The sequence below is a fragment of the Neobacillus sp. 204 genome, assembly GCF_046562815.1.
GTDB lineage: Bacteria > Bacillota > Bacilli > Bacillales > Cytobacillaceae > Neobacillus.
The window spans coordinates 327,170-354,156 of record NZ_JBJORY010000008.1; the positions used below are offsets into that span (position 1 = coordinate 327,170).

22 protein-coding genes and 1 pseudogene are annotated in these 26,987 nt (G+C 37.4%); 13 read left to right on the forward strand and 10 right to left on the reverse strand.

Annotated elements, in window-relative coordinates:
- The first annotated feature begins 248 nt into the window (after nt 1-248).
- Nucleotides 249-1,166, forward strand: a complete 918-nt coding sequence (locus tag ACJ004_RS18530; RefSeq protein WP_410894605.1) for an aldo/keto reductase — start codon at nt 249-251, stop codon at nt 1,164-1,166.
- 78 nt (nt 1,167-1,244) lie between these two features.
- Here the strand turns inward: ACJ004_RS18530 and ACJ004_RS18535 are convergent, their stop codons facing one another.
- Nucleotides 1,245-1,874, reverse strand: coding sequence for an AmiS/UreI family transporter (locus ACJ004_RS18535; protein ID WP_410894606.1), 630 nt, complete (start codon nt 1,872-1,874; stop codon nt 1,245-1,247).
- A 760-nt stretch (nt 1,875-2,634) separates the two neighbouring features.
- On the opposite strand from ACJ004_RS18535, the pseudogene ACJ004_RS30230 reads away from it, so the two are divergent.
- The 4 genes and pseudogenes from ACJ004_RS30230 to ACJ004_RS18555 form a co-directional block, all read left to right on the forward strand.
- Nucleotides 2,635-2,943 (forward strand): annotated as a pseudogene (locus ACJ004_RS30230) (3D domain-containing protein); the annotation flags it as partial.
- Nucleotides 2,944-3,194: 251 nt separating this feature from the next.
- Nucleotides 3,195-3,794, forward strand: a complete 600-nt coding sequence (locus ACJ004_RS18545; protein WP_410894608.1) for an undecaprenyl-diphosphatase — start codon at nt 3,195-3,197, stop codon at nt 3,792-3,794.
- Between the two features lie 124 nt (nt 3,795-3,918).
- Complete coding sequence (locus ACJ004_RS18550) at nt 3,919-4,698, forward strand: 3D domain-containing protein (protein ID WP_410894609.1); 780 nt, start codon at nt 3,919-3,921, stop codon at nt 4,696-4,698.
- A 334-nt stretch (nt 4,699-5,032) separates the two neighbouring features.
- Nucleotides 5,033-6,475 (forward strand): L,D-transpeptidase family protein, encoded by a 1,443-nt coding sequence (locus tag ACJ004_RS18555; RefSeq protein ID WP_410894610.1) that lies wholly within the window; start codon nt 5,033-5,035, stop codon nt 6,473-6,475.
- Nucleotides 6,476-6,929: 454 nt separating this feature from the next.
- Here ACJ004_RS18555 and ACJ004_RS18560 read toward each other — a convergent pair whose 3' ends face one another.
- Nucleotides 6,930-9,545 (reverse strand): Ig-like domain-containing protein, encoded by a 2,616-nt coding sequence (locus ACJ004_RS18560; RefSeq protein ID WP_410894611.1) that lies wholly within the window; start codon nt 9,543-9,545, stop codon nt 6,930-6,932.
- A 615-nt stretch (nt 9,546-10,160) separates the two neighbouring features.
- Here ACJ004_RS18560 and ACJ004_RS18565 point away from each other — a divergent pair.
- The gene (locus ACJ004_RS18565; RefSeq protein WP_410894612.1) at nt 10,161-10,568 is read left to right on the forward strand and encodes a hypothetical protein; all 408 of its coding nucleotides are present in this window, start codon (nt 10,161-10,163) and stop codon (nt 10,566-10,568) included.
- Nucleotides 10,569-10,650: 82 nt separating this feature from the next.
- Here ACJ004_RS18565 and ACJ004_RS18570 read toward each other — a convergent pair whose 3' ends face one another.
- The 4 genes from ACJ004_RS18570 to ACJ004_RS18585 all read right to left on the reverse strand — a co-directional run bounded on the left by ACJ004_RS18570 (nt 10,651) and on the right by ACJ004_RS18585 (nt 16,187).
- A complete protein-coding gene (locus ACJ004_RS18570) occupies nt 10,651-11,544 on the reverse strand; it encodes an accessory Sec system S-layer assembly protein (protein WP_410894613.1) in 894 nt (297 codons plus the stop codon).
- Entirely contained in the window at nt 11,545-13,914 is a 2,370-nt protein-coding gene (gene secA2, locus ACJ004_RS18575) for an accessory Sec system translocase SecA2 (protein ID WP_410894614.1), read from the reverse strand.
- A 110-nt stretch (nt 13,915-14,024) separates the two neighbouring features.
- Entirely contained in the window at nt 14,025-14,567 is a 543-nt protein-coding gene (locus ACJ004_RS18580) for a hypothetical protein (protein ID WP_410894615.1), read from the reverse strand.
- A gap of 615 nt (nt 14,568-15,182) precedes the next feature.
- Nucleotides 15,183-16,187 carry an FUSC family protein gene (locus tag ACJ004_RS18585; RefSeq protein WP_410894616.1) on the reverse strand — a complete coding sequence of 335 codons (1,005 nt, stop codon included), beginning with the start codon at nt 16,185-16,187 and terminating at the stop codon, nt 15,183-15,185.
- A gap of 218 nt (nt 16,188-16,405) precedes the next feature.
- Here ACJ004_RS18585 and ACJ004_RS18590 point away from each other — a divergent pair, with 218 nt between their 5' ends.
- A complete protein-coding gene (locus ACJ004_RS18590) occupies nt 16,406-17,263 on the forward strand; it encodes a dimethylarginine dimethylaminohydrolase family protein (protein ID WP_410894617.1) in 858 nt (285 codons plus the stop codon).
- 91 nt (nt 17,264-17,354) lie between these two features.
- Here ACJ004_RS18590 and ACJ004_RS18595 read toward each other — a convergent pair whose 3' ends face one another.
- Genes ACJ004_RS18595 through ACJ004_RS18605 form a run of 3 tightly spaced genes read right to left on the reverse strand, consistent with a single transcriptional unit; the run spans nt 17,355 to nt 20,537 of the window.
- The gene (locus tag ACJ004_RS18595) at nt 17,355-18,449 is read right to left on the reverse strand and encodes an acetyl-CoA C-acyltransferase (protein WP_410894647.1); all 1,095 of its coding nucleotides are present in this window, start codon (nt 18,447-18,449) and stop codon (nt 17,355-17,357) included.
- A complete protein-coding gene (locus ACJ004_RS18600) occupies nt 18,445-19,911 on the reverse strand; it encodes an AMP-binding protein (protein ID WP_410894618.1) in 1,467 nt (488 codons plus the stop codon). The genes ACJ004_RS18595 and ACJ004_RS18600 overlap by 5 nt, the downstream gene beginning before the upstream one ends.
- 47 nt (nt 19,912-19,958) lie before the next feature.
- Nucleotides 19,959-20,537 (reverse strand): biotin transporter BioY, encoded by a 579-nt coding sequence (locus tag ACJ004_RS18605; protein ID WP_410894619.1) that lies wholly within the window; start codon nt 20,535-20,537, stop codon nt 19,959-19,961.
- Nucleotides 20,538-20,990: 453 nt separating this feature from the next.
- Between ACJ004_RS18605 and ACJ004_RS18610 the strand changes: the two genes are divergently transcribed.
- Nucleotides 20,991-21,890: an SDR family NAD(P)-dependent oxidoreductase gene (locus ACJ004_RS18610; protein WP_410894648.1), complete on the forward strand. Its 900-nt coding sequence runs from the start codon at nt 20,991-20,993 to the stop codon at nt 21,888-21,890.
- Nucleotides 21,891-21,941: 51 nt separating this feature from the next.
- Nucleotides 21,942-22,535, forward strand: a complete 594-nt coding sequence (locus ACJ004_RS18615) for a TetR/AcrR family transcriptional regulator (protein WP_410894620.1) — start codon at nt 21,942-21,944, stop codon at nt 22,533-22,535.
- 649 nt (nt 22,536-23,184) lie between these two features.
- On the opposite strand, the gene ACJ004_RS18620 is transcribed toward ACJ004_RS18615, so the two are convergent.
- Complete coding sequence (locus tag ACJ004_RS18620) at nt 23,185-23,658, reverse strand: hypothetical protein (RefSeq protein ID WP_410894621.1); 474 nt, start codon at nt 23,656-23,658, stop codon at nt 23,185-23,187.
- A 275-nt stretch (nt 23,659-23,933) separates the two neighbouring features.
- On the opposite strand from ACJ004_RS18620, the gene ACJ004_RS18625 reads away from it, so the two are divergent.
- The 4 genes from ACJ004_RS18625 to ACJ004_RS18640 are packed head-to-tail and all read left to right on the forward strand — an operon-like array spanning nt 23,934 to nt 26,909.
- On the forward strand, nt 23,934-25,061 hold the full coding sequence (locus ACJ004_RS18625; protein WP_410894622.1) for a helix-turn-helix domain-containing protein: 1,128 nt from the start codon (nt 23,934-23,936) through the stop codon (nt 25,059-25,061).
- A complete protein-coding gene (locus ACJ004_RS18630; RefSeq protein WP_410894623.1) occupies nt 25,061-25,252 on the forward strand; it encodes a PLD nuclease N-terminal domain-containing protein in 192 nt (63 codons plus the stop codon). The genes ACJ004_RS18625 and ACJ004_RS18630 overlap by 1 nt, the downstream gene beginning before the upstream one ends.
- The gene (locus ACJ004_RS18635; protein WP_410894624.1) at nt 25,249-26,133 is read left to right on the forward strand and encodes an ABC transporter ATP-binding protein; all 885 of its coding nucleotides are present in this window, start codon (nt 25,249-25,251) and stop codon (nt 26,131-26,133) included. The genes ACJ004_RS18630 and ACJ004_RS18635 overlap by 4 nt, the downstream gene beginning before the upstream one ends.
- Nucleotides 26,130-26,909 carry an ABC transporter permease gene (locus ACJ004_RS18640; RefSeq protein ID WP_410894625.1) on the forward strand — a complete coding sequence of 260 codons (780 nt, stop codon included), beginning with the start codon at nt 26,130-26,132 and terminating at the stop codon, nt 26,907-26,909. The genes ACJ004_RS18635 and ACJ004_RS18640 overlap by 4 nt, the downstream gene beginning before the upstream one ends.
- Nucleotides 26,910-26,987 lie beyond the last annotated feature (78 nt).

Here is a 26,987-nt window from a genome sequence, read left to right on the forward strand (position 1 = left end):
AAACCATGCTAAATGATTGATTAACTATCGCAGGATAGTATTTATCAATAAAATATGCATGGAGTATAAATATGCATGGGACATTTTCACGACATCTTTCAAAAATAACTGTAAAATTCTTTGAGATCTTCATAGCATGTGTCAAAATATGTATGAATGGTTCTGGTGATGATGTCAGAAGAGAAGGCGAATGATCCATTTACATATGGACATTATTCACCAATTTCACATATTGGAGGAAACAGATGATGAGAACAATTAAACTTGGAAGCAGTTCCTTAGAGGTGCCCGTTGTTGCAGTTGGCTGTATGCGTATTAACTCATTAGAAAAGCCTGAGGCGGAGCGCTTTGTTCAATCCGCTTTAGAAGAAGGGGCGAACTTCTTCGACCATGCCGATATCTATGGCGGGGGCACGTGTGAGGAAATTTTTGCGGATGCCATTCACATGAGTGCAGACATTCGCGAAAAAATCATTCTTCAATCCAAATGCGGGATTCGTAAGGGGATGTTTGATTTTTCAAAGGAGTACATTTTAGAATCGGTCGACAGAATTTTAAAACGGTTAAAAACTGAATATCTCGACGTGCTGCTTTTACACCGTCCGGATGCACTTGTCGAGCCAGAAGAGGTAGCTGAAGCCTTTGATCTCCTTGAAAATTCGGGAAAAGTGCGTCATTTTGGTGTTTCTAACCAGAATCCTATGCAGATCCAATTGCTAAAGAAATTTGTGAAGCAGCCATTAGTCGCTAACCAATTACAATTAAGTATTACCAACGCAACGATGATTTCCAATGGAATCAATGTCAACATGGAGAATGATTCAGCCCTTAACCGGGATGGCAGCATCCTTGATTATTGCCGTTTGAACGATATCACCATTCAACCGTGGTCACCATTCCAATACGGTTTTTTTGAAGGGGTATTCCTTGGCAACGATAAATTTCCAGAATTAAATCAGCAGATTGATGAAATCGCCGCTAAATATGAAGTGAGAAATACGACCATCGCGATTGCCTGGCTTTTACGTCATCCAGCACATATGCAGCCAGTAATTGGGACGATGAATATCGACAGATTGAAGGACTGCTGTAAAGCAAGTGACGTATATTTGACACGTGAGGAATGGTATAGCATTTATCGTGCTGCTGGCAATATTCTCCCGTAAATAATCAGTTTGATATACGTACCAAAAAACAACATAAAAAGAGTATGGAATCATTATTGTTCCATACTCTTTACTGTCTTATATCGCTTGAATTTCTTGACTGCTGTTTTCTTTTTTAAAGGAAAATTTTAATTTGAAAAGACTTACAACAAAATAGACAATCGAGAGCATTAATACAAAGGCCCAGACTTTCGAAACCATCGGGGTATTTGAGACTCCTAAAAAATAAAACAAAGCTGGAATGGTTAACGTTACCCATGACTGTACGAAGGCAACTAGACCAATGTAAGCATCAATTTTCTTTTTAAGAGTATTTGATAAAAAGAATAGGAACCATAAGAAGGCCCACATTCCCCATGTTAAGGCATTGACGATATCATGGAAATGAACAATCGAGGTAATCATATAAACGACCGCAATAATGGCGACCCATAAGCTAAACCAACCAAGTCCGCTGCCATCAAGTCCTTTCAAGACGGTAACCCCAACATATAGATACGTTAAGCCAAATAAAAAGATCGCTGCGACATTATAAAGATCCCAATTATTTTCACCTGCTGCAACCATTAGGTAGGATGGGATGATGATTTGAATGATACCAATGAAGATGTTAAAGATACCCACACTTTTTGCTTCTGCTTTTCCTAATAACATTAGACTATTAAGAAATAATACCGCTCCAGATAAAAATAAACCAACAAAACTCATATAGATAGTTGTGAAAAGTCACTTTTCACAACATTCCCCTCCTTCAATCAGTAAAAACCGTTTTTAACTTCATAAATATAGCATAGACCATGAACAAATGTTAAGTAACGTTTGAACAAAATGTAAATAAATTATTACCAATTGATCCATACCCATCCCTACACAGTTTTTCTCCAAAAGATCTCGTAGGTAATGAATACTGGTAATAGTAGAAATTATTGGGATTATCTAAGGACTATTATCATTTTGTGTAACATAATTGTAATAAACCAAAAAGTATTAAGAGAGGCATGCTACTAGGGTTTTGGCTTAATAGAATCATTATAAAAGTCTCGTTTTCAGATTATTATGTAAATAAAGAAATACTATCGCAATATAACTGCCATAGATGTAACGTTTTTAACATACCCTTGTTCTTTGCTTCTGAAATATCCATGTTACGATAAGGAAACTTGAGCAGCCAAAGAACATGGAGGGTAAAAGAATGCTAAATAAACTTAAAACATTTATAGCAGTTGCTGTACTCTCAGGAACTGTTAGTACAAATGTACAAGCTGCACCGATTACTGAAAAACACAAAGATAACCTTTGGGATCAATATAATCTTTCTTCAGAAAGCCTTCAAAAGGATGCGAAGAAGGTTGAAATAGATATACCTGTGAATCCAGCGGTACCTGCCGTTTCTGAACCATTCCCGGTATCTGCAAAGCCCGTTATTGCACAGGCAAAAAAGAAAAGTGCACGTGTGATGAAATTAGCTAGCAGTACAAGCACAAGCACAAAGGAAATTACGGTGAAAGCCACCGCCTATACAGCTTCTTGTGAAGGATGTTCCGGTATTACTAAAACGGGTATTAATATCAAAGATAACCCGAATAAAAAGGTCATCGCCGTTGACCCATCTGTTATCCCGCTTGGAAGTAAGGTTTATGTAGAAGGCTTTGGTGAAGCTATTGCCGCAGATACAGGCGGAGCCATTAAGGGTAATCGAATCGATATCTTTATTCCATCTAATCAAGATGCAATCGATTTTGGTGTAAAAAAATTAAAGGTGACGATCTTAAACTAAGATGGAGAAACTGCCATCTCTATATACAGACTAAACACTGCAAAACACTTTATATTCTAAGTGGATGCAGTGTTTTTTATTGCGCTCCCATCTGCTGATATAACTACTTATTTATTTGACCTGCGATGGTTGCTCAAATTCCTAAAGTAAATTCTTACAAATGTGTAAGGATGATGTAAGAAAAACAAATTTTTCACTGCAATTAAATTAATTATAATTTTCTTCAGATATAGGATAAGGAGGAAATGATCATGAGTATCTCTGAATTGAATATTAATCTGTTTAGAATAATTAATGATATAGGTAAGGATTTCACTTATTTAAATCCTGCAATGATTTTCATCGCTGAATATATGGTGCTTTTTTTAGCCCTAAGTGTCCTTATATTTTGGTTTACCGGACGTAAAACTAATAGAATTATGGTCCTTTGTGGTTTTATTACTTTTTTAACAGCTGAAATAATAGGGAAAATCGCCGGATTAATCCATTCAAATAATCAACCCTTCTCTGAACTGACTAACGTGAATAAACTCATGGGACATGAAGTGGATAATTCTTTTCCAAGTGATCACACCATTTTGTTCTTTTCATTTTGTATGGTTTTCTATTTATTTAAAAGAAGATCGGGGCTTTTATGGCTTATATTAGCATGCCTTGTCGGTCTTTCACGTATTTGGGTTGGTGTACATTATCCAGCAGATGTGATTGTGGGTGCCGCTATTAGTATTTGTTCTGCACTAATCATTTACCGAGTCGTACCTACGTTACGTTTTACAGAGAATTTGTTAGCTATTTACGAAAAAACGGAGAAACTTATCCTGCCAAAAAAACAAAAATCAAAAGAATTTTAGAAATACTATTGCAATATAAATGCCACGGATGTAAACGAATTATCATCTCCCTGTTCTTTGTGTCAGAAAATTCTATGTTACGATAGTGGAAACTTAGCAACCAAAGAACATGGAGGGTAAAAGAATGCTTAAAAAAATAATCACAATGATAGCAGTTGCTGTACTCTCAGGAACTGTAAGTGCTAATGTACAAGCTGCTACTGTTACAGTCCAAAAAGGGGATACCCTTTGGGATTTATCACGCGTAAATAATACATCTTTAGAAAATATTCAAAAGTTGAATCATCTAACTACGGACCTTATTCACCCAGGGGATATACTAACCATTGCACCTGAAAAACATTATACGGTTAAACAAGGTGACACCTTATGGGATATAGCCATGGAATACAAAGTAACTGTTTCGCAAATAAAAGAATGGAACAAATTAACTACCGATCTCATCCATCCTGGATTAAATCTATTAATTTATGAAGGTTTACAATCTACTAATATTGCTGTAACCGAAAAACAAACGAAGCCTGTTGTACATACAGCATCCGTAAAGCCTGCAGCGCCAGCACCAAAGGAAAGTGAACCCGCGGTAGAGGCTGCATCAACTAATAATACAAGTTCAAAGGAAATTACTGTGAAAGCCACAGCCTATACAGCTTACTGTGAGGGATGTTCTGGGACTACAGCTACTGGAATTAACCTTAAAGCAAACCCAAATGAAAAGGTCATCGCAGTAGACCCGAATGTCATACCGCTTGGAAGTAAAGTTTACGTGGAAGGCTATGGTAACGCCATCGCCGGAGATACTGGCGGGGCCATTAAAGGAAATCGAATTGATGTCTTTATTCCTGCTAAACAAGATGCTATTAACTTTGGAGTTAAACAATTAAAGGTGACGATATTAAACTAACGTGCCCAAAACCAGCGTAACCTAAGGATTTCATTATACGCTCACAACACTGCACCCCCTTTATGTACCAAGGGGGGTGCAGTGTTTTTTTTTTGCTGTTTTCTAAAAATTTGTTGTTCATTATTTCTTCCCTTCTACTCTCCCTAAACCCCTTTGAAAAAAATTACTAAAAATTTCACGTATATACAAAATGCGACAAAGTTCACACTAGCAATTTAGTAGAATAGTAGTAAAATCTATAAAGAGATAAATTAAATGAAAGTTTGGATACAAAACCAATAGGTTATGGTCGAAGACGTCGATCACTGGGTTTTGAAGTACGGGGGGATTTTTAATGGAAAGTGCTATAAAAGAAGAAGAAATACACAGACAACGGGTAAAACCATCAAAATGGTTTACAAACTGGAAGTTTATCACAATAAGTATCATCATTATTATTGCGCTCATATTTGGGGCAATCAGCTATTATCAGGCAAACCATTTTAATACAAATATCAATATTAATGGTACAAAAGTCGGCGGACTGACTGCTGATCAGGCTCTCAAAAAATTAAAAACATCCGTCTTAACCAACGTAGTCTATGTCGGACAACAACAAATTTTAGATGGAAAAGATACGAAGATGGGATTTACGGAGCAGGATCTGCCGGGTGTCAAAAAATTATTAAAAAACCAGCAAACGATTTTTCCTTCTTCAAAGGCTAAAAAGTACTCATTAATACCTAGCAAACTCGATCAGTATCGCAGCCAAGAGATGAAAAAACAAGTGGAAGAAAAGCTTGTATCCATGAACAAGAGTTTAACGGCTCCTAAAGATGCAAAAGCGAGTTTGGAACAAGGTCAAATTATCATCTCAAAGAGTAACAATGGTCAGCAGTTCGATGTCGCTAGTCTATTAAAGGACTACGAAAAGCAGGAGTATACTAGCGAAATTCATCTGAACCCTGTATACATTCAACCCATCAAAGAAGACAGTCCAATTGTAAAAAATGAAGAGAAAAAGCTGCGGGAACTCCTCGGACAGACCGTTGAATATAAGGTCCAGAATAAAGTTTATTCGTTAAAAGCCGGCGAATTAATTAAAAATGCCTCTGTGTCAAAAGACCTGAAGGTTAAGATTGACCCAAGCGATATTAACAAGAAAATAGCTGAAATTAATAGCGCTCAATCCACATTAGATAAAAATTTTAAATTTAAGACCCATTCAGGTTCAGTCGTAACAGTAAAAGGACAAGGCTATGGCTGGGCATTAGACGTGGACAAAGAAACGAAACGGATTAAGTCAGCTTTTGAAAAAGGAAAGACTTCCATTGCTGCTGCTAGTATTATCGGACACGGTTGGAGTAATGAAGGCTACGGTTATGATACGACTTCGAATAATGGCATTGGCGACACGTATGCGGAAGTGTCCATTGCACAACAACGTATTTGGATTTACAAAAATGGAAAATTAGTCGTCACATCGAATGTCGTGACTGGCAAACACAGTACCGGTAATGATACATCAAAAGGCGTATGGTATATTCTCTATAAACGGACACCTGCCATACTAACCGGCAGAGAACTCGGAGGAAAACCGAGTTATGAAGTAAAAGTTAATTATTGGGCTCCTTTTACGAATGATGGACAAGGATTCCACGATGCCGGTTTTCGGTCAAACTGGTCAAGCAATGCTTATCTAAACGCGGGATCGCATGGTTGCGTCAACACACCGCCAAGTGCTATGAAAACTGTTTATAATAACCTAAGCACATACGAGCCAGTGGTCATCTATTAATTAACTAGTTTAAAACAGGAAATCGATACAGATTTCCTGTTTTTTTATGTTTTTTTGCCTTGAGCTGTCCGATAACAATTGATTAGTAAGCTTTTCTAATTTTAGCTACCTTATACTTAATACTAATTTTGTAATCAATTTTTATTTACATAAAAATTAAAGCCCTGTAGAGATTTCTCTCCACAGAGCCTTTTTAGGTAATATTTTCACCCCATAATTACTGCACGCACGAAGGGAGCGAATGCACCTTTGAATTATGAGGTGTAAAAAATGGGAGATATCTCAATAACGTTTACCATTTTCTACACCCCATAATAACAAAGGTAGCACCATTTGGTCCCTCTTATAAGGGGTTTTGTTAGTAAAGCAGAAAGTTTAAATATCAACTTTCTGCTTTTTGGTAAATAAAATCAATAATTGCTAAAAACTTGAATAATAAATAAATATCTATTATTTAGTTTGTAGTAGCAATATCAGAGAATAATACACCATTTCCATTAGTGTCAGTTACATCTAAGCCTGTTGAAGCTTTAACTTTCACTCCAGACAATGATTGAAGAGGAGTTTTTAAAGTGATTGTAACTTTGTTTCCAGATATAACTTCAGAAGTCTCTTCTAATGCAATTGTCGAAGTTCCTTGGAATACATCAAAGTCTAGCCCAGCTTTTGCACCATCTTTAATGCCTTCACTGAAAGTTAGGACAATTGTTGAATCACTAGTTATAACTGCACTTGATACAGTTGGAGATACGTTTTCTGTTAAATCAATTGTTCCTCTTGCTGGATTAGCTAGAGTTCCACCAGTAGCAGTCTTAACGTTGCTAACTGTATAGTTACGAAGTCCACTAAAAGTAGTAGAGTCTGCTTTTAATGTAAGTGTTACTACATTTTTCTTGGATGCATCTAGGATTTGTGCTTTTTCTACAACGGCACCATCAAAAACATAGTTTGCAGCATTAGTTGCAGTAGCACCGTCAACATCTGCACCAAACGTTACAACAACTTGGCTGTTACCAGTCCCTTTTTCTACTTTAGTAACTGTTTGTGCAGCTGGTGTAGAAACGTTTGTATCCTCTCCACGAGTAAAAGTAATTGCTTTTGCTTTTTCAACATTAGCAACTTTAGAAACGTTTTGTACAACATCAGCAGCAAGGTCTAAAGTATAAACAGCACCTTTTTCAAGTGCAGCAGAACCTTCAAGTACGTCAGCTAGAGCAATTTTGAAGGTATTAGTGCTTCCCTCAACTAATACTAGTTTATCTTTTGGTAAGTTAACAGTTAAACCACTAGTGGTAATATAATCTTTAAGTTTACTACCTGATAGAGCTATTCCATCAACGTCTTTTAAAGTAACTGATTTATCAAATGACAAGAATAGATATTCTTTACCATCTGTTGTGTTTTTAGAAACAGTAGCTGATGACAATTGTGGAGCAGAAGCATCTTTAGTAAACTCAACAAGTTTAGAGAAAGCCTTGCCTGTTTCACCAGAATTATCTTTAACTGCATCAGCAGCAATAGCGACTGTCTTTACACCTTCAAGTGGAGAAGCAAGTGTTACTACATATTTAGTAGCATCAGTTGTGCTTTGGTCCAGTTTATCAGTACCAACAACTAATGGGGTAGTATTTACAGTGATATCAGAAACATCAAAATCTGTAACTTGCTCTGTAAATTGAATTTCAAATTTATTAGGAGCCAGAACAGTTAGAGCTTTTACTTCTGGTTTCACACCATCTTTTTGCCCCTTTTGTACTACAACTGTAGCAGGGTTTGGAGTCAACAAGTTATTTGCAAAATCAGTAGCACCAATGAATTGAACTTTAATATCTTTCAATTCATTTACTGTTCCTGCTGAAAGGTCAACAGTACCAAAAGTACCAGTAGCGTCTAAAATGAATTTTGCACCAGTAACGTCAGTTCCGTCAGTATATTTAAACGATACAGAACCTTCTGATTTGATTGGCTCAGAAAAATTAATTTTTACTGAAGTAGGGTTCTCTTTTACCATTCCGATAATTGAAGGAGCGGTTTCGTCATTTACACTAATTTTCCCAATATATGAATGAACGAATTTACCGGTTAAATCTTTAACTTTGTCAGTAGCAACATCTATAACATATTCACCAGTTAATCCTTTATCAGCAGTAAGCAATAAAGTCTTCTTATCTTCACTTAGAGCACCAGTGAAAACAGGAGTTCCAGTACCTGTAACTGTGATATTTTTAAGTGCCTTTGTTGTAGCATCGTATACTGTTGTAGCATCGATTGCCTTGTTGAATTTAACTTCAACTTGTTTAGCGTTAATCGCACTTACAGATTCAACTACTGGTGCTAATGCAGCTTCGTATTTAGCCTGTACATCTTTAACATACTGCTCAACAGCTGTACGAGCAGCTCCAGCAGTTAGTTCTGGACGCTTAGCGATTTCAGTAGTAGCAACTTTAAGTTGTGCTTCAGCAGCTTTTAAATCGCCTTTTTCAATTGAAGCAGCAGCTTGAGCAGCAAAGCTATATGCGTTAGCAACTACTGAGATTTGTTTTGGCTCTGCTAAATATATTTTTACTACAAGATTTTCAGCTGTAGTTCCAGCAACTAGATTTCTAATTTGCTTTTCTGCTTTCGCGATTTCAGCACCAGTTAAAGGAAGGTAAGCATCCTTAACGTCTGATAGTTTTTTAAAGTCGCGTGCTTTAACAGTAAGACCTTGAGCAACATCCATACCTTGAACGAAATACTTTGCATTACTTAGGTATATCTTTGCATTGTTTAATTGAGTTAAGTATGCAGACTTTTTGCTGCCACCATTTGAGTTAACAACTTTTGTAGCATCAGCAAGTAATTGGTCTGCTTTTTTAATTTCTGCTTTTACAGCATCTTTTGAAGCAAGTTTGCCTTGTGCAGCAGGAACTGTGTATGTATCCTGAGCCTTTTTCATTTGAGCAACCGCTTTGTTTACAGCTCCCGCAACGTCAACAGCTGCTTGTGTTGAAAATGGTGCTACAGCAGCAAATGAAGATGCAGCGATAACAGATGCTGTTGCAAGTTTAATAGCTTTCTTTTTGTTCATTTCTTGTGTTCTCCCTTCTACTTATAAAAAATTAGAACATTAGCAGCGACTTTTCTCTATATACCCTAATGCCTAACCTTTAATGAAAATCACCATATTTACCTACTCATATGGTAAATTTATCATTTATATGGTAGATTTGGATTAATACCCATAATCAACCACTGAGACTATAATAATATAAATATCTAATAAAATCCAGTTATTTTTATAGTTTTTTAGGAAAAATCGTCCATTTTATGTATAATTACTCAAATTACTCCAATATATCCCACCGAATTTCATTCTTTTTCTACATAATTTCTCAATGATACGAATTTATACATCCGACTAATCTCTTATTTTCGATAAAAAATCATGTCTATCATCAGTATAAAGTCCCGCAATCAGGACTTTACTTACACAACATGACCAATGACCTAGAAAGTGTGAAAACTTTTTAAAAACATTAATTAGTACATTCCTCACTGTACAGGCTGATTTTAGGCTGATTGAGTCAAATTCAACCCGTTGATGACTTAAAATTGTTGTCCAGAAATGAATATGATACTCTTATTTAGTAAGAATAAAGGCAAGTCGATAAGTCAAAGTGTATCTTTTTGGAGGAAATTATGAATGAAGAACTCTAATAATACGGATGAGATTCTTAATCAACTAGAATCACACCCGCCGAAAATAATCGGAGGCTACAAAAAACCAGGTTGGGCCATCAAAACATTAGATAAAATTAGTAATGAGGACATTGAAACGGAGGAAGATGGCAACATCACAGCAAAGGCCATTTTGCTGGCGGCAGATGAGACCTATTACCCCTCATTTTTAACTCTGGATATACAGAATGGCGGGCAAATTATTGGTGTCTATTTAATCAGTGAAAATGAAGAAACCTATAATTTAATTCCATTTGAGTACGCAAGAGGTTTTATTAATAAAGAGGATTCAGACCTAACTCCTTTTAAATATCGGACATTGACGCAAATCGAAGGAGACGTCGTTCAAAAGAATTGGCCGGATTTCTCTTAAACCTCTAGCACATATTTATAGATAATTAACTTCCTACATAATAAAAAAGTCATTGACCCTAGACGGATCAATGACTTTTTTATTATGAATCTTCTTGTTCTTTATTTTTTACCACTATTACCCATTTCGCAAGGTCAGGATTTTCTTTCATAATTAAACTGGATGGAAATCGAAATGACCACGGTTTCGCTGATCTCGACTTGATTCGTAATGGTGGAAGATTAAAATCCCCCTCGCACACTACGTCTCCAACCGCATCCTTGACAACTAAAGGCAATTGCTTTAATTGTAGCTCCTTGGATAATCCATTACGAATGAGGGCGATCACCTCAAGGGATTGATCATTTAAGAAATGGATTTCAATACCTGTAATATTGACTTCCGAAGGCCCTAATTCAGGCAGCCTTTCGATTATCTTTTCAAGTTGAATTTGTCTTTCCGCTGACAATCGTTCTTTCCAGCTTTCATCCAAGTCAAGTACTTCATTTCTAGTTGGGCCCTTAAGCTCAAATTGAATCCTCCATTTGTCCGTAACGGCTGCATCCGATAGACGGTCCTCTGCTGAGAACAGAAATCTCATTGGAGTGCTGGTATGCGGTGGAAGCTCACCTAGGTAAGCCAAGGAAAAGTTATTTTTCGCTGCTAGTTGATTTTTTTCATCTAATAGGACAAGGTCAACTGCTTGAATTGTGATCGCTTTGGAAACCCCATTTTGGATAAACGCCTCAACCGCAATTTCTCCGTCAATCTCAATAAACTTAATACCGGTGATCGAGATTTGTCCTTCTTCAATTTTTGGAAGCATCCTGTGGTGATATTGATAGATATACCTCTCCTTCGAGGTCATATCCCAGTATTTTGCAAAATGGAGCTTTGTCTCAACTGCACCATCAGGGATGACCTTGTTTTCCTGCTTCGGAGGCTCGATAGTAGCACTTTGACTTTGCTCTAATCGCTTTCTACGGAATAATGCCATTTATATAACCTCCTCTTCAAGAGTTTCATCCGCATAAAATTCAGTTTCAAGTAATCTCATAAAATGCTGCGTAACTCCTGAGTGAATCGTAAATAACAGGTATTTGAATTCTTCCAGTCCTACAAATTCAAAATGCCTGTATGGATCCTCCTGGCCGTAGCCTCTTAACCCAATTCCATCCTTCACTTGCGCCATTAAATCCAAATGCTTAACCCAATGGGTATCAATTTGATAAAGCATAATCGATTTTAGCTGGTGCCCCAACAATTCATCTTCTGCTAAAGGCATGATTTTGGTTCGGAGCTGGGTGTACTCCTCTTTTACCCTCGCTTCAATATCAGACCGATCAAGATCCTCCAATTCAGCGCTATCTAGAATGATACCTGGGAATGGGAGGGTGAGTCCTTCTATCAATGCGGTTGGATTTCCATCTACAACATATTGTTCAACGACTTCCTGTACATAGCTGTGAATATTATTCTCTACTTCCTTAACCAATTCTTTTGTACCTAAATCCAAAATACGATTTCTCATCGAGTAAATGATTTTACTTTGACGATCCATGACACTCTCTAATTTTAATAAATGTTTTCTAGCAGAATAATGTGTGTTTTCAACGATTTCCTGCACTTTTTTTGTAAAAGCTTGTGGGTCTGGTGAAAGAATCAGCCCATCATCAGAGGTTTTGATTTTCTTTAGATAACGTTCCGTCTCTTCCTCATCATAGAAAGTGAATAAATCATCTTCTAATGAAATAATGAATTGTGATGAACCAGGATCTCCTTGTCTGCCCGCTCTTCCTCTAAGCTGCATATCAATTCGATTGCTCTCATGCCTTTCGGTTCCAATAATATGAAGACCGCCAAGTTCTCTTACACTCTCACCGAGCATAATGTCAGTTCCACGACCAGCCATATTGGTCGCAATCATGATTTCCCCTTTTTGCCCAGCTTGAGCAATTAGCTTCGCTTCATCTTCCTCGGTTTTAGCATTTAAGATTTGATGCTTAATTTTTTCTTTCATTAAATACGAAGACAATTTCTCAGATTGTTCAATCGATGTGGTTCCAATTAACACGGGACGCCCTAATTGGTTCATCTTTATGACTTCAGTCACAATCTTTTGAATTTTGCTTGCCGCAGTAAGGTACACAAGATCAGGAAAATCCTCTCGGAGAACCGGTTTGTTGGTCGGGATTTCCACTACTTTTAAAGTATACGTTTCGTAAAACTCTTGTTTGGACGGCATCGCACTACCTGTCATTCCGGATAACTTCTTGTACATGACAAAGTAATTTTGAACCGTAATCGTCGCAAAGGTTTGATTTTCCTCTGTAATCTCCACGCCTTCCTTTGCTTCAATCGCTTGATGCAGGCCTTCACTAAACGACCTGCCATCCATGATTCGGCCGGTAAATTTATCGATGAGAACAATCTTGCCGTCTTTGCTGATATAATCGACATCCAGCTTCATGGTAGCAAGAGCTCGGAGTGATTGAGTCACAACGTGCAGTAATTCTTGATGTTCGGCATCATATAAGTTTTCAATCCCGAAGGCATCTTCGATCTTTGCTGCCCCTTCGTCTGTGAAATAGACTTCCCTTGTTTCAGAATATAGTTTATAATCCTGGTCCGCCTTGAAATCATTCAAAATCATTGCCGTGATTTTAAACAACTCGGCTCCATCCGATGACTTATTAGCAATAATTAACGGCGTTCTTGCTTCATCAATTAGGATGCTATCAATTTCGTCAACAATCGCGTAATGTAGTTCTCTTTGGACTTTTTCTTCCTTATTTTTGACCATGTTATCTCTCAGGTAGTCAAAGCCAAACTCCGTCCCTGTTCCATAGGTAATATCAGCTTGATAAGCCAGCCTTTTTTCTTCTACTTCCATTTGGGATATATTCAAGCCTACCGTTAATCCCAGGAATTCATGGATTTGTCCCATCAGTTCCTTATCTCTTCGGGCTAGGTATTCATTTGCAGTCACGATATGTACGCCTTTTCCCTCTAGAGCATATAAGTAACTTGAAAGCGTTGCAACTAACGTTTTTCCTTCCCCCGTATTCATTTGTGCAATTGAACCCTCCGAAAGAACAAAACCGCCAATTAATTGCACATCATAGTGCCTAAGTCCTAAAACTCTTTTTGCAGCCTCCCGAACGACAGCAAACACTTCTATTTTAAGATCATCCAGTTTCATTCCATTTTGCAGCTTTTCTTTAAAAATGAAATTCATATTTTTCAATTGCTCATCACTATAATTCTCATACTTTTCTTCTAGTTGATTGACTAGATTTACAAGTTTATTTAACCTTTTTATATCAAATACACTCTCATTAAAGAGCTGTTTCAAACTAGTAATCACTAACTCCAACTCCTGATCACAATAAATATATATTAGTAGAATTATACCATATAACATTAGGTATTATTATAGAGAGATTTTTTACCAAAATATTACTGTTACTTATTTTTTTATTCCTTTTTTACCTTCGTTTTAAATTCATAGTAGCTCTGTTTAAATTCTTCTTCTGTTACAGCATTAAATACCAGTTTTTTGTCAGTCTTCCAAAATGACAGGTCGAAACTAGTGGCTCCCTTAATAAAATGTCCTTCCAATGTGGCTTTTTTTCCGTCTACAGTGGTGATGAACTTCACCATATGTCCATCTGTGATTCCGTTCAACACATACTGGCGTTCCTCGTATGGATTATTTTTGTCTTCCGTGTCAACCTCCATCATGAGAAGAGAGCCGGCCAATTCACCCTGAAGTAAAGCTTCGTCAATTTTTATGAACAGCTGAAACTTTCCATTCTCCGTAGAGTAAAGGTATCCGTAGACACTTTTCAGTTCAGAGAAAAATGTCTTTAATCGTGTATTTTCTTTTTCTTCCGATTGATCGAGGGCTGTGTTCACCGCGTCATTGCGGTCTTCCCATGTTACCCGCCCATACCAAATCGCAACCACAATTACCACCCCGGTTAACACCGCTACTCCCCACCATGTTAATTTGTTCATTTGGTCGGTCTCCTCCCTTTACCTGCTATTAGCCTCGAAAACAATTTTTTGAACGTGATAAATTTCTACTTGACTCTCTCTATTATAAGTATATATATTTGATTTTGTTTTATTTACGGAATTATATCGATACCCATTAAGCACAATATTTTCATTCCTTCCATTCAAAAAAACTGAAGTTGCCGGCATTTGCTGTTATTACTTTCATCGGAGTATCCATTGCACTATGGTCTTACCAAAAAGGATGGCTGGTCTATCACAATTGGAACCATTTTCTAACTATACTGCGCTATGTCGCTCCAATCTCCCTTATTATGTTATATGACCACTGGGAATCGTCCTACAAAATAAACTAGTTTAGGAGCCAGTTACGAGACTCCATAAACTAATATAGAATAATACTGCTCCCTACTATATCAGGCTCACTCCTTTGGGGATGACTTCGATTTTGGACTTGAACGGATATTGGATGGAATCGAAAGCTACCTTTTATCAAAAGAAAAGTAGAATTCAACGAAGGTAATCCTTTATTTGCAATTTATTCAATAATTAATAGAGCCTCTCATTAAATTCATGAGAGGCTCAAAATTCATCAGTATATAATCTATACAGGTGCTAAGAAAATTTTCTCATTTTATTTATCAAAAGAGTTGTATCGTTATAAAGTGCCAATGAGTATTGGTGCTGTTTTATTTCTTCAGGAATTGTAATGTTTATCGATGGAACCTGTGCCTGAGATATTGTCAGGGTTTCTTTTATTTGAAAAACTGGTGCTAAAGCTTTCAATTGTTCTGACCAAACCGCATGGTCAAACGCTGTGGCAGTTCCAGCTTCGGACCAGGCAAATAGCGTTCCAACAATGTTATTCAAGTAGGAATACCCTTCTGTTAAAAGCTCCATTATCTGTTTGCAACTTTGCAGTTCTTTTTTACTTTGATTGACTAACAGATTATATTTTAGACTATCGTTTGCATCCATAATTACGCTCTTTACCAGAGGGAGTTCCTGGCTTAATTTCTTAAGTTCAGACTGAATCTGATTACCGCGCGATTTTTCGAAGCCCAATTGAACCCATTCTGCAACTTCGTTGAAAAGGTTAAATAGACTGGCGGATGCTTCCCGGCAGCTTTTCGAAGCTTGTTTCGTATAATTTGGCGGGTGGAAGATCATTTGGATAATCACCGCAATAATCGCTCCAATTAAGGTATCAAGAAAACGATCTATTGGATACTCGCCCGATTTATGTCCCATCACAAAGACGAGCAAAATGGTCAGGGCAGCTTGGTGAATAGCTGATTCATCACGTTTTAACCATTTTGTGATAAAGCATCCTATGATGATTATGCCCCCTAAGGTCCAGCTGTTCACTTTTAAATATTGTTCTAATAAAACCACAACAATTATGCCAATAACTGTCCCTGTCATTCTATGATAAGAAAAAAGGATGGATCGGTTTATCGTGGTTTGCAAACAGAGAATTACCGAAAGAGGAGCCAAATAAGGATGTTCAGAACCTGCTAATTTTGCAATCTCCCATGAAAGGGAAGAAGCAATCCCCATTTTCCAAATCAAAATCGTTTTATTTTCCATTTGCTTTTTGAGTTGCTCTTTTTTTTCCATCGAAATCTGCTCCTATTTTACCGCATGAAGTAGGAATATGTTAAAGATACTAGTGTGGCCCTGATTATGAACTATTTTATATCCTGCCCTTATATTCAAATTATTCCCCCTAAGGAATTTTACCAATCCGCAACTTTTTCTTAATAGACGCTGTCGTTAAATATTAACGATATTTTAGGAAAACCTAGTTAAAAAAGAGAAAACAGGAGGTCGAAACAATGGCCGAAAGCCCAAGGACTAACAACAAGACTTTTTGCATGAGTGAATATGATGTATTAAAACGAGTAGTCCTTTGTCAGCCTCAATATATGACGATTCGGGAAGTAATTAATGAAACACAGGAGCATTTTAAGAATGAAGGAATCCATATTGAACGTGCACTCGAGCAGCATGGTGAGCTTGTAAAAACGCTAAAGGATAATGGCATCGAAGTTATTTTATTGCCTTATCATAAAAAATATCCTGAACAGGTCTTTACAAGGGATATTGGTTTTACACTAGGACAAACAATCTTTGTTGCTAAGATGGCAACGGACGTTCGTTCAGGGGAGGAAAATGTTTTAAAACAATGGCTCGAGGACGAAGAAATCTCTTATTATAATTTAGCCGAGGAACGGATTGAAGGCGGAGATGTTGTGATTGATCAGGATACCATTTATGTGGGGCTCAGCAATCGGACGAATCAAAAGGCCGCTGAACAGTTACAGCTTCTTTTGAATCAATTTAATGTTATCCCCATCCCATTTAAAGAAAAATACCTGCATTTGGATTGTGTATTTAATGTCGTTTCGTCTGATGTTGCCCTTATTTATCCAAATGCCTTAACGAAAAAGGACATCGAACTTTTTGCTTCCCGCTATGAATTAATTGAGGTTTCAGAAGAAGAACAATTTCAACTTGGCACAAATGTATTTAGTATTGGAAATAAGCGGGTATTGAGTTTACCAGTCAATGAGAATGTAAACAAACAGCTTCGTACCCGAGGTTTTCAAGTTATTGAAGTGGATATCACAGAAATCATTAAATCTGGCGGCTCCTTCCGGTGTTGTACCCTTCCTATCTTACGTGACACGTAAAAAAAGAAACAACCCATCAATGAAGGCCCTGGAGGGAGACTCCAGAGCCTTCATGTTTAACTATGAAAAATAATCTCATGTTCCTTCGTTTTCATGTTACTACCTCGAATAGGACTGATACTCCAATTCCTCCACCACTTCCAATTGCGGCCAGTACATACTTGATATCCTTTCGTCTTTGTACTTCATAGAAAAGCCTCGTGATTATGATACTTCCTGAAGCTCCATAAGGATGTCCTAGCGTTAAAGCTCCACCGCAAACGTTCAACTTGTCATAAGCAATGGAAAGTTCTTTTGTACAGGCGACAATTTTGGAAGAGAAGGCCTCGTTTATTTCAATTAGGTTTATGTCCGCAATGGTTAATCCGTTTCTTTTTAATAAATCTTGAATCGCTGGAATTGGGGCAGCTCCTGGATAATTAGGATGTACACCTGTAACTTCACTATCCAAAAATCGTAAAATGGGCTGGAATCCATTATTTAATGCCATGTTTTCTTCCATGACAAGTACAGCCGATGCCCCGTCATGTATCCCACAACTATTGGCTGCGGTAACGGTACCGATCTTTTTAAATATAGGCTTCGCCCTATTTAAAAGTACTTCCATCTTTCTTTTCCTAAAAAGTTCTTCATCTTGGTGGAAATCCCCAATTTGAATGATCTCTTGATTAAAATATCCTTTATCAAAAGCTTCCCAGCTACGTTTATAACTTAATAGAGCATATTCATCCTGCATTTCCTTTGAAATGGCGTATTTTTCTGCCACATATTCTGCTGCAACGCCCATATCTGGGTCGCCAATTTTTTCAGGAGAAAATCTCGCTCTAGATGGAAACGGAGAGGTACTCGTGCTTTCTACACCACCAGCAATGTAACAACGGCCAGCTCCGCCTTGGACAAAGTAACATGCCATCCGAATTGCTTCTAACCCTGCACTACATTGACGGTCAATGGTGATTCCCGTCACTGAAAGAGGAAGTCCTGCTTCTAACGCAGCAACTCGAGCTACGTTTCCACCTGGTCCAACTACATTTCCCAAAATGATGTCATCTATCCTATCTTCCAATCCTTTCGCTAAATGTTGGAGGAGAGGAGCTGCAAGCTTATGCGGCTGAATGTCTCGTAACATTCCACCCATTTTTCCAATTGGTGTTCGTTTCGCTTTGACAATTACTGCCCTTTTAATCACTGCTCACCTTGCTTTCCATTCGTTTTATAAGCTCAGCACGAGCTATCTTGCCACTCGTTGTGTATGGCATTTCAGATAGAATAAACCACTTACGAGGAATTTTAAAAGAAGATAAATGTAGCTTACAAACTCTTTTTAAATCTGATGGGCTAGCCTTTCCTTTTACTACTGCAGCCACAATTTGACCCCAATATGAATCTGATAGGCCTATTACAGCAACTTCCTCGACATCTGGATGCAAGGAAATCACTTTTTCAATTTCTTCAGGAAAAATATTAATTCCCCCATATAAAATCATATTTTGTTCACGGCCGATAATATATAAAAAGCCATCTTCGTCAACATAGCCCATATCATGGACCGTGGCCCATCCCTCTTCATCATGAATGGAATGAATGGTGCTTCCCTGATAATCAAAGTACCCATTTATCACAAATTTGCTTCTAACATATATTTTTCCGGTCTCATTTAGCTTTGCTAATTTCTGATCTGGACGCCGTATTTGTACCTCAACTCCATAACAAGGCTTTCCGACAGATGTTGCTTTCTGAATACCTTCTCTATCAGAAAGTACAGTAATGAAGCTCAATTCACTAGCTCCATAAAACTCGTACATGGTCATATTAGGAAACATATGACGGATTTCTAGTTTTGATCTTTCAGACCATTTTGCACCAGATGAAAGAATTTTTATAGTCTTATCGATTTGGATTCCTTTTTTCAGGAATGCTTCTATCATAGTCGGAACTACATAAATGGTTGTAATGGGTAAGGACCGTATCCATGTAAGTGCTTCAAGAGGAGAAAACTTTTCTAAAAGAAATACGGTTCCACCTAAATACAAGGTGCTAATAGCTCCATACAGAAAATGAGAATGAATTAGGGCACCAGGAATAAGAACTTGATCGGATTCATCTAATCCGAAATCAAAACGATTGCAATCAAAGCTAGCCACCCATGAATCTTGAGAGCGAACAAAAGCTTTTGGGTTACCTGTCGTACCAGAAGTAAATCCAATGTAAAAAGGCGGATTTTCTTCCGTTTTTCTTACAGTTGCAGGATCAAATTGAGAGATTTCCTGTAAACAATCATCCAAAATCGTTATATTAGGAATGCTTTGTTTGATTTGAGAGTAAATTTCTCTAGTAGTGACAATGATAGAAGGGCGGGAAAGGATGACCCTTTTTTCCAATTCGGATATATTCCATTTCAAATCATATGGAACAGCAATCCAGCCAGCCTTAGATGCTCCTGCAAAGAGTTGTAGGAAAGGGATACCGTTTGGCAAAAGAATTCCTATTGTTTTATTTTCTGAATGAAGAGAGTGAAGCCAGTTCGCTGTTTGATTAATTAATTTATACCAATTTTGATAATTAATTTGTTGATGATTTGTATGGATCGCTATTTGGTTGGAGGATAATTTTGCGAAAGTCTTATATGAATCTGTAATATTTCCCATGATATATCACCTTTAAAAAAGAGACACATCAAGGTGTCTCTTAAGATTTAGATATTTTTAGTTAAGTTATTGGAATAACTTGTTGCTAATGAGCGTGAAAAAAACGGGTGCTTTCTTAGTCTGTAAACTAAAATAGAAGCTAAAATAGCTTTTAACACATCCCCTGGTATATAAATTAAACTTAATTTTACAGCTTCTAAAACAGGAATGTCCATCATAAATGCTTGCGCAGGAATTCCAATTAAATAGATTAATAGAATTCCAACTGTCAAATTAATCATTAAAACATGTTGTAATTTTAAATTTTGAAAACGTGATAGTAAATACCCAATACAAAAAGCCGTAATTGGCCATGAAATTAAATAACCAACACTTGGTCCGACAAATACACTTAGTCCACCTCGTCCTCCAGATAGAAGAGGCATTCCAGCAGCAACAAGTAATAAAAAGATGGTTTGGCTCATTGCCCCTAATCTTGCTCCTAAAACTCCTCCTGTAAGAAGCACACCTAAAGTTTGTAATGTAATAGGAACAGGAGTAAAAGTAAGCATAATAGGCGGAACTACACCTAGAGCGCCCATGACGGCAGCAAACACTGCAACAAAGGTCATTTCTTTAATTTTCATTTTTAATTCTCCCAAATGATGAATTTGTAATATTTACAACCATCATAATAATGAATCTTATATTAAATGTCAACATAATTTTCAATGTGGTTAACAATTGAATTTCATACAGGCCTCCTTCCTGGTCATTTGTTTGAGCATGCGCATAAGCGCGCCCCAGTCGAAGCTTTTGATTGACACCCGATTAAACTTACCGGCTTCACGAATCTCGCGGGCAACAATCTATACGAATTCCTCGCGGGGAGCGATCTATTGAGGTGCCCCAGCTTCAACCTTCGTTTCGAGGTTCGTCCACACCATGTTGGCGTTGTAGAGCTTTATAAGTTCAAAAACCTCTTTCAGCTATTTACACCATTAAACGCAAATTCTTGTTGTATTTTCTAAAATGCTAACATATACTATTTAGAAATGAATGAATTGTTCATTCATCAAAAAGGAGGTTTGTAATTGATTATGAAAGAAACTGAATGGAATCTTCAGGACAAATATGTATTGATTACTGGCGCAACAAATGGAATCGGGCAAGCAGCAGCAAAGGCCCTCGCTGCACGTGGAGCAAATATCGGAATCATTGCACGAAATCAGGGAAGGGCAGAAGCAATTTCTAAACTATTAAAGATTCAAACGAGCAAACCGATTAAAGTGGATATTTTCATTGCTGATCTTTCTTCTCAAAGGTCCATTCGTCGAGTAGCTCAACAAATACTGGAAAGGTGCCCACAGATTGATATTTTAGTGAATAATGCCGGTGCTTTATTCGATACCCTTCAGAAGACGGAGGAAGGTGTGGAAATGACATGGGCATTGAACCACTTGGCACCTTTTCTTCTCACTTCGCTGCTTTTAGACCGTCTAAAGGAAAGTGATTCAGCACGGGTGATCAATACCTCTTCACATGGGCACAAGATGGTGAAAAACGGTTTTGATTTTGATAATATTAACGGTGAACATCTCTATACGGGGGTTAAAAAGTTTATGGGCGGTCCAACCCTGCGCTATGCACAGACCAAGCTCGCTACTATTTTATTTACGTCTGAATTGGAACGCCGTCTGGAGGGAACAAATATTTCCGTTCATTGTTTTGATCCTGGACTCGTTGCCACTAATTTTAATCAAAACAATGGAAGAATGGCCAAAGCAACAATGGCCGTGATGAAGCTCTTTTCCCGTACACCGGAGGAGGGGGCGGATACATTGATATGGCTCGCGGAAATGAAGGATGTTTCCTGGCTAAACGGCAAATACTGCGCTGACAGGCAATTGAAGGAACCCACGAAAGTGGCTACTGACAGAAAATTAGCAACAAGACTTTGGAAAATTAGTGAGGAACAAGTTGGGTTATCATTGAAATAATTGTTATAATTTATCGTGTAAAAAATAGCTTATGGAAGAGGATGAACGAAAGTGACTCCATTAAATGATCGCCAACTGGACCAGCTCCGTGATGAGCGGAGAGAACAAATAAAGAAAGCAGCCCTGAAAGTATTTGCTCGCAGAGGACTCGTTGGAACTAAAATGAGCATGATTGCTAACGAAGCAAGCATTAGCCAAGGTTTATCTTATCGATATTACAGTTCAAAGGATGAGCTTTTTATCGCACTTGTTAAGGATGCGATGGAAGAAACAGCTAAGGCTTTTGCAGCATTAGGACTTATGCAAGGCTCTTCTACAGAAAGAATTAGGGAATTTACCATAAGAATGCTGGATGCAAGCAATAGACATTCCTTTATGCTCATACAGCAAGTACAAACATCCGATGAAGTACCTGACGAGGCAAAAGATATTGTCCAGCAATATCCAACCCGTTCTTTTATTGAGCAAATGACCCCCATCTTTAATGAAGGGCAAGAGAAAGGGGAATTTAGTAAAGGCGACCCAGCTGAACTTTTGATGCTCTATTTCTCCGTCATTTCCGGTCTGATGCTGCTGCCTCATGGATTAGATGGGATTAACTTAAATCATCATGTTGATAATTTAATGAAAATATTAAAGACATGAAACAAACAAATTCAAGTCACCTATCGTCATGGACTCTAACCGGCTCTTATGATAGTAGGTGACTTTTTTTATATTCGATCCATATAAACCCGCCATTATTTATGATACGATTCAGGGTTTATGACTAGAGACTAGTATCCAAGGTAAGTCTAATATTGTTTTTCTCCATATACCTTTATAATCCTATTAAAGAGCACCCAAATACTTATAACCAATAAATAAATAGCAAAAGAATAATAGATGTTATATCCATGTTGATAGTGAAAGATCCCTATGATCACAAAAAGTCGCTCTATCCCAACACTCAGAAAAGACCACGCCAAAATGTACAACAAAGAAAATCGTGGCTTGATGTTGAAGAGGTCATATAGATAAAAGAAAAGATAGCTAAATGGTGCGTACATCACATGGGATAAAAAATCCATCAGTTCAAAGGAAGAGCTATCATTTATAATATAATATTTAACTGGTAACACACTTAAAGTATGATCAAAAAGGAAACCAAAAAACATGCCACACATGAGATAAACACAGGTCATCTTTTTTGTAAAACGATTTGGCAGTAGTAACACCACTAAGAATCCAACGAGGAGTGCAATGACAATACACCACTCGTTCGCATTAAAATGATTATCAAAACGAATTACCTTCATGTTTTTCTGAATTCTCCTTTATCTAGACCACGGAACCAGCGGGCTATCCACCACATTAAGACCATAAATGCGCCATACATAAGAGCGGAATAGAATTCATTCCATCTACGGTAAGTAATCAGACCAGCCCATAAATATATCTGATCTGCCACACATAAGGACAATACAATTATCGCCAAAAATCCCCAGCGCCATTTCGCTTGCAAATGCGAATGGAGTACGGATACAGATAAGATAATGTGAAAAGGTATCACAATAAAGCGAGAAATATACATGGCAAAAGATCCTTCTACACTTCGAGTGAGTGGAACCCATTGTAAATTGACATCAAGTATGGTGAATAAGGTAATCGTAACTATTCCGATCAGGAAGTACAAAAAAATCATCTCAGTAAGAGTTAACCCTTTGGGAACAATCGCGAAAACAATCAACACGAACCAAGCTAACAAGGCTAAAACCGCGATGGACATGGTAATCATCCTTTAAAGAAGAGTTGGCAGATATAAGATATTGTGCCAAATGGACCAAATAAAATTCCAAACTAATATGTCATACAATCTCTGCTTTGCCTCTATTTATGATACGGTTCTCAGTCATGTATCTAAGTGAGGTTTACGGTATTAAGTCTATCTATCATTTTTAGCTTCTATCCAAAAGTCAACTTATAGTTGATAAATGTACCAAAATGTAACTAGTATTCGCTACAAAATCAGCTTTTTATACATTATAGTTAGAGTAAGAGGAGATGATTGAGACGGAACACTTTCAATTTTCCACAATGTTTGCGGATCGTCGAAAAGAACTAAAAGTCACTCAAGAACAAATTGCTGAATATGTAGGCGTATCGAGGGCAGCCGTTTCCAAATGGGAAAAGGGGCAAAGCTATCCTGATATTACGTTATTGCCAAAATTGGCAACTTACTTCAACATTTCCATCGACACATTATTAGGATACAAACCTCAATTGACAAAGGAACAAATCAGCCGAATATATTCACAACTGGCACAGCAATTCTCGCAAAAAGCATTTGACCAAGTGGAAAAATCTATAGAGGAGCTTTTAAGTGAATATTATTCTTGTTTTCCATTTGTTCTTAAAATAGCACAACTGTATTTAAATTACTTTCCAAAGTCTACTGACCAACATTCCATTCTGGAACGTGTCCTGCAGCTTTGTTCAAGAGTAAAAACTTTAAGTGGAGATTTCGCATTAGTCAATGAAGCAACGATGCTGGAGGCCCTCGCATATTTACAACTAGGGAAGCCAGAAGAGGTATTAGCATTACTAGGAAAGGATGTTCAAATACAATTCGGTGCCGACCATCTTATTTCCACGGCTCATACCATGCTCGGTAATTCAGAAAAAGCAAAAGAAATCATTCAAATCAGCTATTATCAAAATTTAATGCAGCTCATATCCAATGCAACGGAAGCGATAATGCTCGAATTGTCAAACGCCGATTATATAGATGAAACGATTTATAAAGTTCAAGAACTCATACGGCTGTTTGATTTAGAAAATCTTAATTTTAATGCTGTGCTTATTTTCTATTATAGGGCAGCAACCATTTATACAATGAAGGGTCAATTTGAACAGGCAATAGTGATGTTACAGAGTTACGTAAAACTTTGTAAAAAAATTCAGTTTCCCATTAAGCTAAGGGGAAATTCCTACTTCTATTTATTGTCGCAGTGGATTGAAAATACATCTCAACTAAGCAGCGAAGCACCTCGGGATGAGCAATCGATCAAAAGGGATTTAGTTCATACGATTGTACAAAATCCTGCATTTGATTCTTTAATAGAACAATCAAGCTATAAAGCGATGATTCGTAATTTGGCCGATCATTTAAAAGTAGAGGTGAATTTATAATGATAGATATCAATTGGGCGTTAGTCGCCCCATTAATTGCTATTCAGGTTATTTTGCTTATTGCTGCACTAATCGATTTAGCACGAATTCATGCAACAAACGGTCCAAAATGGGTTTGGGCTATTGTGATCATATTCGTCAATATCATCGGACCGATTCTTTACTTTATTTTTGGGAGAAAAACTTCATGATTATGATTCAGCATCTTACGAAGGTTTTTGGTACTGAAAAGGTAGTATCGGATTTGTCATTCATACTTGAAGCGGGTACTTCCACAGCATTAATCGGTCCAAATGGTGCTGGAAAAACGACTACTTTATCCATGCTGACCGGCTTACTAAAACCTACAAATGGATCTGTTAGAATGCAAAATGCGCAAGATATTCGGAAGGAAATTGGATTTTTACCTCAATACCCTAATTTTTATCCTTGGTTAACAGCATTAGAATTTACCGAAATGACTGCAAAGCTAAACGGTGTACCAAGCAGAGATGCCAAAAAGCAAGCAGAAAGAGTGTTGGATTTTGTTGGATTAAAGAACGATAGATTTAAAAAAACTGCAATATTTTCAGGTGGAATGAAACAACGGCTTGGCATTGCTCAAGCCATCGTCCACAAACCAAAGCTTCTTGTATTAGACGAACCCGTATCCGCTCTTGATCCAGTCGGAAGACGGGAAATGATAAATTTATTAAAACAATTGCAGCAGCAATCAACGATTTTGTATTCTACACACATTTTAAATGACGCCGAGGAAATGACAGACCAGCTGCTCTTTTTAAAAAAGGGAAAATTAGTAGAGCAAGGTTCTTTAAAGGACATACGTGCAAAATTCGATTCATTCCGCTATAAGGTTCAATTTTCAAGTAAAGACGAGGCATTACACTTTGCTTCACAAGCACAATTACCAACCGTAGTAGAAGAATGTTATGTCTTTATTGAAATAAAAGATAACTTTCCTACGATGCAGCAACTAATGTCCCAGCTTATTGTTTTGCCATTTTCTATATTAAAGGTGGAACGAGTAACAATGACACTAGAAGAAATTTTTATGAAGGTGGTTGGACAATGAAAACTTTCACTGTGCTACTTCAAAAAGAATTTCGTGAAAGCTGGAGAAGTTTTAAATTTTTGTGGATGCCCCTACTATTTATTTTCCTAGGTATTTCAGATCCGTTAACGAATTATTATATGGAAGACATTTTAAACGCTGTCGGTAATTTGCCAGAAGGTTTCTCTATTACATTGCCAGAGTACGCACCAATAGATATTCTGGAGGCTTCCACTGGACAATTCCAATCTTTAGGCCTTATTATACTCGTCATTACGGCTGCTGGAATGATTAATCGCGAACGGCAAAACGGCACAGCAACCCTTATATATGTGAGGCCCATTTCCTTTATTGCCTTGTTTATGAGTAAATGGACTGTTGCAAGTGCACTAGGAATGATCAGTGCCATTTTAGGCTATGCTGGCAGCATGTATTATACATCGATTTTATATGGTTCAGTAAAGGCTCTGGCATTTTTTCAAATGGTCATGTCTTATTGTGTATGGATTTTATTTGCAACAGCTGTTGCTCTTATGTTTAGCGCAATATTTAAGACAGCGCTTGCAACGACCTTCACCATTATTGCCCTGCCAGTTGCCATCATGATCGAATCATTGATCGGTCAATACTGGCGCATCTCACCATGGAAACTAGCTGATTACAGCGTACAGTTAATTGCTGAAACTGGGAATGAATATTATGTGAAAACATTGCTGTTAACCATTACTTTAACGGTTTTAGCAATTATTCTCGGTATCTTGTTCACGCGGAAAAACTCTGGAACAACGAAAATTTAAATGTATTTGGTAAGGTTATATAAACATTTTTGCTTGACTGAATACTTCTTTTTGACTAAAAAACTGCCCATAATGACT